This is a genomic window from Staphylococcus agnetis, assembly GCF_002901865.1.
GTDB lineage: Bacteria > Bacillota > Bacilli > Staphylococcales > Staphylococcaceae > Staphylococcus > Staphylococcus agnetis.
The window spans coordinates 12,750-24,393 of the sequence record NZ_PPQF01000006.1 but is presented as its reverse complement, the minus strand read 5'-3'; the positions used below and the strand labels follow the sequence as shown (position 1 = coordinate 24,393).

General features: G+C 37.5%; 10 protein-coding genes. 6 read left to right on the top strand and 4 right to left on the bottom strand.

The window, feature by feature from the left end:
• Positions 1-14: 14 nt before the first annotated feature.
• From CD172_RS00660 to CD172_RS00650, 3 genes are all read left to right on the top strand, one after another.
• A complete protein-coding gene (locus CD172_RS00660) occupies positions 15-632 on the top strand; it encodes a cyclase family protein (RefSeq protein WP_060551802.1) in 618 nt (205 codons plus the stop codon).
• A gap of 60 nt (positions 633-692) precedes the next feature.
• Positions 693-1,907 (top strand): Bcr/CflA family efflux MFS transporter, encoded by a 1,215-nt coding sequence (locus CD172_RS00655; RefSeq protein WP_157950616.1) that lies wholly within the window; start codon positions 693-695, stop codon positions 1,905-1,907.
• A gap of 247 nt (positions 1,908-2,154) precedes the next feature.
• Positions 2,155-3,981: a YSIRK-type signal peptide-containing protein gene (locus tag CD172_RS00650; RefSeq protein WP_103345150.1), complete on the top strand. Its 1,827-nt coding sequence runs from the start codon at positions 2,155-2,157 to the stop codon at positions 3,979-3,981.
• A gap of 184 nt (positions 3,982-4,165) precedes the next feature.
• Here CD172_RS00650 and CD172_RS00645 read toward each other — a convergent pair whose 3' ends face one another.
• Positions 4,166-5,032 (bottom strand): SDR family oxidoreductase, encoded by an 867-nt coding sequence (locus CD172_RS00645; RefSeq protein WP_103345149.1) that lies wholly within the window; start codon positions 5,030-5,032, stop codon positions 4,166-4,168.
• A gap of 27 nt (positions 5,033-5,059) precedes the next feature.
• Complete coding sequence (locus CD172_RS00640) at positions 5,060-7,054, bottom strand: catalase (protein WP_103345174.1); 1,995 nt, start codon at positions 7,052-7,054, stop codon at positions 5,060-5,062.
• A 218-nt stretch (positions 7,055-7,272) separates the two neighbouring features.
• Here CD172_RS00640 and CD172_RS00635 point away from each other — a divergent pair, with 218 nt between their 5' ends.
• Both CD172_RS00635 and CD172_RS00630 read left to right on the top strand, forming a co-directional pair.
• The gene (locus CD172_RS00635; protein WP_103345148.1) at positions 7,273-8,397 is read left to right on the top strand and encodes a hypothetical protein; all 1,125 of its coding nucleotides are present in this window, start codon (positions 7,273-7,275) and stop codon (positions 8,395-8,397) included.
• A gap of 226 nt (positions 8,398-8,623) precedes the next feature.
• Entirely contained in the window at positions 8,624-9,769 is a 1,146-nt protein-coding gene (locus CD172_RS00630) for a dicarboxylate/amino acid:cation symporter (protein ID WP_103345147.1), read from the top strand.
• 149 nt (positions 9,770-9,918) lie between these two features.
• Here the strand turns inward: CD172_RS00630 and CD172_RS00625 are convergent, their stop codons facing one another.
• Positions 9,919-10,131, bottom strand: a complete 213-nt coding sequence (locus CD172_RS00625) for a hypothetical protein (protein ID WP_103345146.1) — start codon at positions 10,129-10,131, stop codon at positions 9,919-9,921.
• Positions 10,132-10,340: 209 nt separating this feature from the next.
• Complete coding sequence (locus CD172_RS00620; protein ID WP_037567265.1) at positions 10,341-10,541, bottom strand: VraH family peptide resistance protein; 201 nt, start codon at positions 10,539-10,541, stop codon at positions 10,341-10,343.
• Positions 10,542-10,672: 131 nt separating this feature from the next.
• On the opposite strand from CD172_RS00620, the gene CD172_RS00615 reads away from it, so the two are divergent.
• Positions 10,673-11,554, top strand: coding sequence for an SDR family oxidoreductase (locus CD172_RS00615; RefSeq protein ID WP_103345145.1), 882 nt, complete (start codon positions 10,673-10,675; stop codon positions 11,552-11,554).
• The last annotated feature ends 90 nt before the right edge of the window (positions 11,555-11,644 follow it).

Here is an 11,644-nt window from a genome sequence, read left to right as displayed (position 1 = left end):
TAAGGAGTTTTAAAATGTGGATTGATATCACGCACGCACTCTCCAAAGATTGGGCCGAGTGGCCAGGAGATACACCGTTTCAATTCAATTATTTTGCGACAAAAGCACAAACACATTCTGTGAATATCGGTGAAATTGTTGGAAGTACACATATTGCAACACATGTCGATGCACCTAAACACTTTGATGATGATGGATTGACGATAGATGCATTACCAGTAGAACGATTTATTGGCAAAGCGACAGTAGTAACTTTATTAGATATACCTGTCATTGAAGTAGACTATCTTAAAAGTTGTCCCATTGAAGGAACCATTATTTTAATTCAGACACAGCGCGAAAGTCATCCATCAGTTTTTCCAGAAGAAATACCTGTACTCAGTATTGCAGCGATTGACTACCTTGCTTCTATAGGTATCGAAGTCATTGGTGTGGATGTACCATCGGTGGATCCTATTGACTCGGAAACGCTTGAAAATCATCATCGTATTGCACATCATGAAATGTATAATATAGAAAACTTATGCTTGGCCCATGTTAAGGCGGGTATTTATCAATTTATTGGGTTGCCGTTAAAAATAAGTGGTGCGGATGCATCATATATTCGTGCAGTAATTCAACCGATATCATGATAAAATTAAGATTGTGATACAATAGGAACGATTTTGATAAAGAATAGAGGCACAATGAGTATGGAAAATATTGAAAAGAAATACACCACCATGCCGTTATTGTTCATCATTTTATTAGGTACAATGACTGCATTTGGACCCCTTTTATCAGATATGTATAGCCCAGCATTACCTTTAGTTCAAAAAGATTTAATGACATCGACATCAGAGACACAGTTGACATTATCTATAGCGATGATTGGGATCGCGATAGGACAATTTATGTTTGGAATTATGGCAGATCGCATATCACGACGCACATTAGCGATGATGATTTTATGCGTGCTGATCGCAGCCTCATTATGTATTGCAATCAGTCATTCTGTTTATGCCTTACTCTCATTAAGGTTTGTACAAGGGCTTGCAGGTGGTGGTGCGATTGTTATCGCACGTGCAATTGCTGGAGAAACTTTTAAAGGTGCGTATCTCAGTCGCTTCTTTACGGCACTTATGGTTGTTAATGGTTTGATTTCAATTTTAGCTCCTTTAGCCAATGCATTATTGTTATCATTTGGAACTTGGCGTTATATCTTTTTCGCATTAGCTGGCATAGGGGCGATTTTATTGCTATCTGTGATGGTTCACCCACATATGAAAACCATTCAACACAGTCAAACGAAGGCAAAGAAACTTTCAGTAGTCTTTAAAGATTTTATACAATTGATTAGAACACCATCATTTGTATTACCCATGTTATTGCAAGGCGTCACATATATAATGATTTTCAGTTATGGTGCAGGTGCACCATTTATTACTCAAAATGTATATGGCATGACGCCACAATCGTTTAGTCTTTTGATGGTGTTAGTTGGAATTGGATTAATCCTTTCAAGTCAAGTTTCTAATGTCTGTCTACGTTTTATGCCACAACTTCGAGTACTTACGTTATTTATTATGATTCAAGTTGTTGGCGCGATCCTTACGATTATCGTGTGCGCTTTTCATTTGCCAGTCGCTTATTTAGTAGTAAGTTTATTCATTACAGTGACACCTGTTACAGCGATTGGACCAATTGCATTTAGTTTAGCGATGCAAATGAGAACTGGGGGAAGTGGCAGTGCTTCCAGCCTATTAGGTTTAGTTCAATTTATATTAGGTAGTTCGATTGCGCCATTGATAGGTATTCAAGGACCAGAAAGTGTGATTCCGTATTGTATCGTGTTAGGCGTCACAACGATATTATTATTAGGGCTTGGTCATTTTACATTTCATCGATTAAAACATCACATTCATTAAATAGAGCATGTGATTTGAAGTCTTCAAATTTATGGGAAACCTTAATTTGAAGGCTTTTTTATGTTCATCCTACATGAGATTTAATGTCGTGTGCATTTCATTGTCCGATAAGAGATTGAAACATTATGCGTAAATACACTATAAAAATATAGATGAAACAACAAAATTTACTTTGATATGTATACACATTCTGATACTATATAAACATCTGTATTATATTGAACTAAACATAAAGGAATGAAACAATTTGAAACGTCAAGCCACGTACAACTTTAAACACAAAGCGCAACGATTTTCGATTCGTAAATTAAACATCGGTCTCGCATCGGTCGTATTTGGGACATTATTTTATTTAAATGTTTCTGAAAATCTCCAAGCTGCTGAAACTTTCAATGCGTCACCAACATCTTTTCAAAAAGAAGGTGAGAATCCTTCTGAAAACACTATAAATTATCAAACTGAAACACATGATGGCTTAAAGGATAATGTCATAACACTTACACATTTAATCAATCCAATACCAGCTGATCAGAAAACAGCTGAATATCATTTTACGTCTCCAATTGAAAGACAAATGACATCTTTACGTTCAGCGCAACCTGATACATTTGAAGCAGATGTACTTCAAACTCCCACTGTGCATATACAACAAGCAGGGAACCATCATATTAATGGGACAGCTCAACCTAATGTGACAGTCGTTGCTCGTGTTAATGAGGGGCAAAAATTGGAAACGACAGCGACCGCTGATGGGATGTGGTCTATAACAGTACCTATGCCTTTAAACTTGAATGATACGATTACTGCCTATGCGGTTAACAGTGCAGGGCAACAATCGGGAACTTACTCTACACATGTGATTGATACGTTACCTCCGAATCCTCCAGGTGTATCGTATTTAGAAATAGGAAAAAATATCATTACAGGAACAGGTGACCAATATCGAAATAGAATTGTCGCATGGTTTCCTGACGGTCAAATGATGTGGACAAAAGTTGGAAAAAATGGAACATGGATGATGGGTGTGCCGTATGAAACGCAGATGAAATTAAAAGTAGGTGATGTCGTTCAGGTGTATGAATATGATACTGCCAATAATCGTTCAGAAGTGGCTTATGTGCACGTAGTAGAAGCACCAAGTCCAGCAATAGCATCTTCTCAACCAGTGAATACAGAATCAACACCTGAAGTATCAGTACTTAAAGAAGAGGAATCAACATCGGTTGTAGAAACGGTCCCTTCTGAAATTGAGAAAGTCGATGAAATAGTGCCATCAGCACCTGAATTAAGTGAATCTTTGACAACACCTCTACAAAAAGAGGATATCTCACAAGAGGCGCAAACAACACCGGTCACCGTACCTGTGCCACAAGAAGATCAAATAAGAGAAGAATCAGAAACTTCTAAATTGGTTGAGACTGCGCCTGAAACAATCGAATCTAAGGAAGATAATGCATCCGACGCTGTTATGTCACAAGAAACTACAGAAGTGGCAACTCCACCTTCAACAATTGCATTAGATACCGAAGTGATCGAAGCACCCACGTCGGTAGCGCCTTTGAATCATGAGAAGATTTCCGTTCCTGTTTCAGAAGAGGCGTTACAAAATGATATGGGTGTCGATGATGCACAAGCGTTAATCTTGATTCCATTATTAGATGATGAAAGAGTAAGTGAAACATCTATAACGAATACAACAGATGAAGCTGCTACACCTAAGGAACAATGGATGAATATAGATGATGCGTCGTCTGGTGGCATTGAACATGGAATAGTGTTAAATCATATAATGATGCTTGAACAAGATGAAAAGGGCATTCAAGGTGTGCTGGCTGACAAAGGATTACCGATGTCGAACAAAGCGGGCGCATCTGAAGGGAAATATTTCAAACACGCGCATGTTGAGAACAACACGAGCAATGACAGCAAAGCACATGGTGCACGTTGGAAAAAATTACCTGAAACAGGTAACATGAATGAATCATTAGTGATGAGTTTAGGAAGTATCGTGTTAGGTGTGGCATTACTGTATCGCACGTTCAAACGACGTAAGCACTTGAATTTAATGAAGTAGATAAGTATTATTTTTTTTTATGTTATAGAGTGGCGTTAAACGAGTGATGGTCATGCTGTATTGCACGACAGCGGACTGATAATAAGCATCGTCATTCAATATTGTCTTAGAACTTTTACATTAATTTAAAGCCTTCAAAGTCCATTTTTGTAAATGTACCTTGAAGGCTTTGTTATGAAATAAATTAAGATGTTAAGAAATCGCCACCATTTAAGTGTAATGTTTGACCTGTCATATAAGAGCTATCAGTGGACGCAAGAAAAACATACGATGGTGCGAGTTCAGCTGGTTGTCCGCGACGTGCCATAGGCGTATCGCTTCCTTGATTTTCCACTTTATCTGCATCAAAAGTAGCCGGAATAAGTGGTGTATAAATTGGACCAGGTGCTACAGCATTGACGTAAATGCCTTTTTCCATTAATGATGTCGCGAGTGAACGTGTAAATGAGACGATTGCACCTTTCGTAGATGAATAATCAATTAAATGTGCTGAACCTCGATAAGCTGTCACACTCGTTGAATTAATGATTTTGTCTCCTTCTGAAAGATGAGGCAGTGCGGATTGTGTTAAATACATCATGCCATAAATATTTGTTTCAAATGTCGCTTTAATTTGTTCCGGTGTGACATCTAAAAAGTCATCTTGTGGGAATTGTACGCCACCGTTGTTCACAAGTATGTTTAAGCCACCGAAATCTGAAACAACTTTGTCAATTAATACCTTAGACTCATCGACATGACGCAAATCATGTGCATACGCTTTGGCTTTTACACCAATTTCTTCTAAACGCTTCACAGTCTCTTCAGCATCAATATGCTCATTTAAATAGCCGATAGCTACATCCGCGCCTTCTTTCGCAAATAAAATGGCAACTGCACGTCCAATGCCCGAATCACCACCAGTAATTAATGCGACTTTACCTTTAAGCTTCCCAGCTGCTTTATAGCTGTCTAATTCACATACTGGTTTCGGATGCATATCTTTTTCTGAACCGGGTTGTGTATCTTGAGTATAGCCTTTAATTTCATCATGTAATTTTTTAAAATCCAATTCAATTCACCTCAGTTAAAATTGTCTTCATTGTCGATCCCAATATCTTGGTTTAGTAAATGCTTGTACAATTGCTTCAGGATCATTAGATGTGATGACGCCAGGTTGCGACGAATCTACGCGACTGTTAGCTAATGCAGTTGCCGCATTTTCTGAAAGCACAAGCGGTTTAAAATGTTGATACGTTAATTCTGCAAATTCTTCTGTTTTATCAAAAATCGTTGTGTTATTTGAAAGGATGATTAAACTGTCGAATAATGTTGGATGTACAGTATCAAAAGTTTCGGTAATTCCAAAATCTTCTTCAATATTGCGTGGTTTATCTGAAATAAATGCATAGTTGAGTTGATGATTAACCATCGTTTTGGCATAAGATTTTAAAATGTCATTTGAAACTTCTCCATCAACAACGATACCCACCGCATGACCTCTTAAAGGACGGTCAAATTTATCCATCGTAAGCTGACTATCAGCTTTTTCTAGTTGTACTTCTTCGTTCGTTTCAGGAACTGAGACACCAATATTTTCAGCTACACGCTCAGCAAGTATGCGTGAGACTTTATTAAGTTGATTAACCGCATTTTGTTTAACATTTACGTCTACACATTTACCGAGCTCGAATGAGAATCCTGATACTGTATGATCGAATTCTGGTTCAGATAAACTATTTAAATACAAACGGGCTTGTGTATAATAATCTTTAAAACTTTCGCTACGCTTTTGAATTTTATAGGCATCAATTTTTTCTTGATAATGCTCGAAGCCACCATCTTCAGGTGCTGTTGTATGTGGGTTATTCGCATTAAGCGCATTTTTATGATACGCGACTTGACCTTGATGAATGTGCATTTGATGCATGCCATCACGTTGGTTGTTGTGTACTGGACTCACAGGTCTATTGATAGGAATTTGATGGAAGTTAGGACCACCAAGTCTAGAAATTTGTGTATCTGTATAAGAAAATAAACGGCCTTGTAGCAGTGGATCATTTGTAAAATCTAAACCTGGTACGATATGTCCTGGATGAAATGCCACTTGTTCTGTTTCGGCAAAAACATTATCAACATTACGGTTTAACGTCATTTTACCGACGATTTTCACTGGTACTTCGTCCTCTGGCCAAATTTTAGTAGGATCTAATATATCAAAATCAAACTGGAATTCGTCACTTTCGGGAATAATTTGAAGCCCTAGTTCCCATACTGGATAATCGCCTTTATCGATTGCCTCATATAAGTCTTGACGATGAAAATCTGTATTTTTACCTGCGACAATTTGAGCCTCATCCCAAACCATAGACTCTAAACCTTGTTTAGGCTTCCAATGAAATTTCACAAAATGTGCCTCTCCATTTTTATTAATTAAACGGAATGTATGCACACCGAATCCTTCCGATTGACGAAAGTTTTTAGGAATACCACGATCACTCATGACCCACATAGTTGTATGCGTTGATTCTGGATTTTGTGCAAAGAAATCCCAAAAAGTGTCATGTGCAGAACCGCCCTGTGGCATTTCGTGATGGGGTTCAGGTTTTACAGCGTGCACTAAATCTGGAAATTTCATCGCATCTTGAATGAAAAATACAGGGATATTGTTGCCTACCAAGTCAAATACACCCTGATCTGTATAAAATTTTGTCGCAAAGCCTCTGACGTCTCGAACAGAGTCAGCTGAACCTTTTGAACCTTGTACCGTTGAGAATCTAACGAATACAGGCGTTTTCTTTGAGGGTTGTGTTAAGAAATCTGCGTACGTGTATGCTGATAAATCCTCATACACTTCGAATTCACCGTGTGCACCATAACCTCGAGCATGTACAATACGTTCTGGAATGCGTTCATGGTCAAAATGGGTCATTTTTTCTCTGAAATGAAAATCTTCAAGTAAACTTGGTCCGCGCTCACCAGCACGTAATGTATTTTCATCCTCTGACACTTTTAAACCTTGATTTGTCGTCATTGCTTTACCGTCATTATTTTTGCGAAATGATTCTAAATTTTGATCTTTTTTGTTCATTATCTCAGCTGCACTTCTTTCTATAGAAATTAAGATATTACATTTTGTGTTTACCATTGAAACGGAATAGTCAAACACTGAAAGCCAATGACTTGTAAATAAAGATTGATGTGACCTTTCACTATTGGACAACAAAATTGCGTGGGTTTTTGGTGTTCATACAAAATTTACATTTATACGTTAAAATGAGTATGGGGAAAGAATAAGGAGACGTGTGTATCATGAAAATTACGTTTGATGATATTATCAATCAACAAGGGTTTATTCAAGCACATTATTATGATGACGATCATATGGGGGACATTCGTTTTGAACTGACGGATCCCATTGATGTTAGAAATGATCTTGTCGCTGAAGCGCTAGGGGCGTTATGTGGACAATATTATGATGAGATTGAAATAGCATTTAAAGTATCAACAGTGACGAAAGCAGAAATAGAAAAGCGAACCAATGCAAAGGTGATTTGTAGCACGGGAATACGTTTTTGGAATTTGAATAAAATGATAAGTAATGATGTGAAGACACTTAATTTTAGTGGAGATGTAGCCAACTTATCTGCATTAACTTTAACGCCTGGAGATACGAATCAAGTTTCATTAGATTTTGGTGCGGAATCGATACATATGTATGAGATGTTTGATCGATGGCATAGTCGTATTGTGAAAACAAACGTCATGGAAACACATTTTCCATTAATCACATCAGATTATTATGCCATTGGTGCGATTTTATATAAAGATTACTTTAATACGCGTTATATGATTACAGGGTTACAATTGAATCCAATTACGGCAAATATGACGAAAATTGAAGCGGAACAAGCCATCGCAGGAATGGTGAATCTACCCCATACGCTAGGTTTAACTGCCGTTGGGCATACTCAGATTGCATGTCGGCAATGGGGTGAAGAGTTGAATACAGCGATTCAAACTGTTAAAGCTTCTCAACCTGAAGTGGTTACACAACAACACCTACTCGTTATGATTGAAAATGACCGTAAACGGTTAGGGCTACCTATTGATAACACCGCGTTAACACCTACACACATATCGTGGGGAGAAAATATGAAGTTAGATTTTCTAGCATTGTATGTTTTAAAGCATCGAGGTCGAGCATTTGCAACTTATCTCGTAAAAGACATACCAAAAGAAGCGGAGGCATGGGTTGACCATATCCACTTAGATTTTTATGAGCGCTATTATCCAGGCGTTTTAAGTTATATGCCTCATGAAATTAAGATGTACGTCCAACAACAACTCGCGCAATTTGAAATTGCATTATATACCGATGACGACTGGCATGCATTTCAAATGATACGAGAAAAACTATTGAAAACAAGAAAATAAAATGAGTGTACAAAATCCTAGTAAAGCAATGAAAAGTTGCTTGTTATTGCTAGGGTTTTATTTTGTTATGGTAGAAAAGTATTTAGAAATTTTTATAAAAAGTAGTCTAAAATTATGTTGCCTTTATTTTCTTTATGTAGCAAAATAGTAGAAAGCACTTATCTTGCATCATCTTATGATACATATTGCATTTAGGGGTTTTGTAAACAAGGGAGGTTCTACATTCATGAAGTTAGTAGGTAAACTTTTAGCAGGGATTATTATGGGGATTGTCATTGGATTACTCGATATCGACATTTTAAACCGAATACTTGTTACGGTAAAAGGGGTCTTTGGACAATTTATTAACTATATGATTCCGTTAATCATCTTTTTCTTTATTGCAGCGGGAATCACATCATTAGGAAAGGGGTCAGGGCGACTTGTAGGGATGACAGTTGGTGTCGCATACACGTCTACAATTATAGCGGGATTGCTTGCATTAACTGTAGCATATAACTTTATGCCAATGATTGCATCTAATGGGAAGATTCCAGGTGAGCCGCCAGAAATTAAACCATTTTTTACATTCGAGTTTGATCCTTTAATGGGCGTGTTAACTGCGTTAATTACAGCATTTGCGTTTGGTATTATTGCACATGCGGTGAATGCCTCAACAATCATTAAAGTGATTGATGAAGGACAACGTATTGTTGAAGTATTAATTGAAAAGGTTATTATACCGTTTTTACCTTTATATATCGCAACAATTTTTGCAGAAATGACAGCTCAAGGGACTGTTGTGAGTATTTTAAAAGTATTCGGTCTGGTCCTTGTTATTGCGATTGTATTACATTGGGTATGGTTATGTGTCCTTTATACAATTGCCGGTGTGATTAACAAACGTAATCCGTTTAGCATGTTGAAAACAATGCTACCAGCATATTTTACAGCAGTGGGTACGATGAGTAGTGCGGCGACAATACCGGTAACGCTTAAACAAACGAAAGCTAATAAAGTAACACCAGCACTTGCAGATTTTAGTATACCGTTGCTTGCGACGATTCACTTATCAGGTTCAACGATTACGCTCGTGAGTTGTTCAGTTGCGGCGATGATTGTGTTACCAAGTTTATCGCTTGTGAGCATTCCTACAATGTTAGGATTTATACTCATGCTTGGTGTAATCATGATTGCAGCACCGGGTGTTCCTGGTGGATCAGTTATGGCAGCAAGCGGTATCTTAGGTTCTATTCTAGGGTTTAATGAAGCGGCCATTGGTTTAATGATTGCGCTTTATATGGCACAAGATAGTTTTGGAACAGCTACAAACGTGACAGGTGATGGTGCCATTTCAGCTATCGTTGACCGATTAGGATATAAAAATAAATGATAATGAAAAATAGCGTTTTTTAATACGTTTTAATACAAAAATAGCCTTCAACGATCAGTTAAAATGACGTTGAAGGCTTTTTGTATTTAAAATGAAATGATGTTGTGTCGAATGAAGAAAATGATCAGTTATGACATTTATGGTGTGAGTTACTTCTGACGATGTTCATCAAGATCATCTTCCTCACTTTCGTCAGTCTCATTAACCATAAATAAGAAGATAAAAAATGCGAGACCCGCTGGAATACCAATGAAAGGTCCAAATAGGATAGAGAATAATGATGGGAAAAACATAAGGAAAATAACATCTGTAAGTGACCAACGATAATCCATAAATTTTTTTAAAAGTTCATTTAGAGACATGACGATGCCCTCCTAAATCAGTCTGATGAATTACAAGTTATTCTCAATGTGATATACAACACCATTGTGCTACATGTGATCAGAAGACCTATCAAAGTTCCAAAAAGTTGAACTGGGAAAATAATCATTGTCGGTATCATCAATACATCCAAGGCGGTAAACGGTAATTGTTTGAATCGAAGCCACAAGCGTTTCATAATGTCCCCGTACTAGTAACGTGAGCGATTACGCATCGCTTGTTTTTCCTCTTCGGAAATATTGAAATAATAAAATACACCTATACCTGCCGGGATTCCGATGAGAGGTGTCACAATCATGCTGATGACAATGGTATATACTAATATTAAAACGACCTCTTTTAACGTCCATTGACGATTAATCATTCCTTCAAAAAATTGTTTAATTGACATGATATTACTCCTTATATAAATTATGATTCGTTAAAATTGTTATCTATATTATAACATGATTGATACAACGTTTCTCGTATAGAGGAGTGGGAATACTAAGATTAGCAATTAAAAAGAAATGAGGGTATGACATGGCAAAACAAAATCCATTAAATCAATTCTACAGTGACAAATATGAAGAGCAACCACAATCCTATCCCGGTATACAAAGTGAAATGACGCCTGTTCCTGATTGTGGCGAAGAGACATATCAAGGTTCTAACAAATTGACAGACAAAAAAGCACTTGTGACAGGTGGTGATTCAGGTATCGGTAGAGCTGCCGCAATTGCGTATGCAAAAGAAGGCGCGGATGTTGCGATTGCGTACCATCCTGATGAACAAGCTGATGCAGAAGATGTTAAACAAGTCATTGAAAAAGCAGGGCGTAAAGCGGTATTACTTCCTGGAGATTTACGCGATGCAGCATATGCGAAACAAATGGTCAAAGATGCACATCATCAGTTAGGTGGCTTAGACATATTAGTACTCAATGCAGGTATGCAACAATATGAATATGATATTCAAAAGTTATCATCAGAACAACTTACTGATACTTTTGAAGTGAATGTGTTTTCAAATGTCTATTCTATTCAAGAGGCATTAAACTATATGGAACCTGGATCAAGTATTATTATTACATCGTCTATTCAAGGGGTTAAGCCAAGCGCACATTTACTTGATTATGCGATGACGAAATCATGTAACATTTCATTAACAAAAGGCCTAGCAGCACAACTTGGACCTAAAGGTATTCGTGTCAATTCTGTCGCACCTGGTCCAGTGTGGACACCGCTTCAAATTTGTGGTGGACAACCACAAGAAAATATTCCTAACTTCGGTAAGAAAGAGCCACTTCAACGCGCTGGCCAACCTGTAGAACTTGCGGACGTTTATGTCCTACTCGCTTCCGAAAATGCAAGTTTCATCACGGGTCAAGTGTACGGTATTACAGGAGGTTCTCCAATCAACTAGGTTGAGTCGGTGAATGGCTAAAAGTGATTTAGCGTTATAAAACGAGATAAATGATAGTCTATCCCTACAAGTTATTAAGGTTGGGACTAA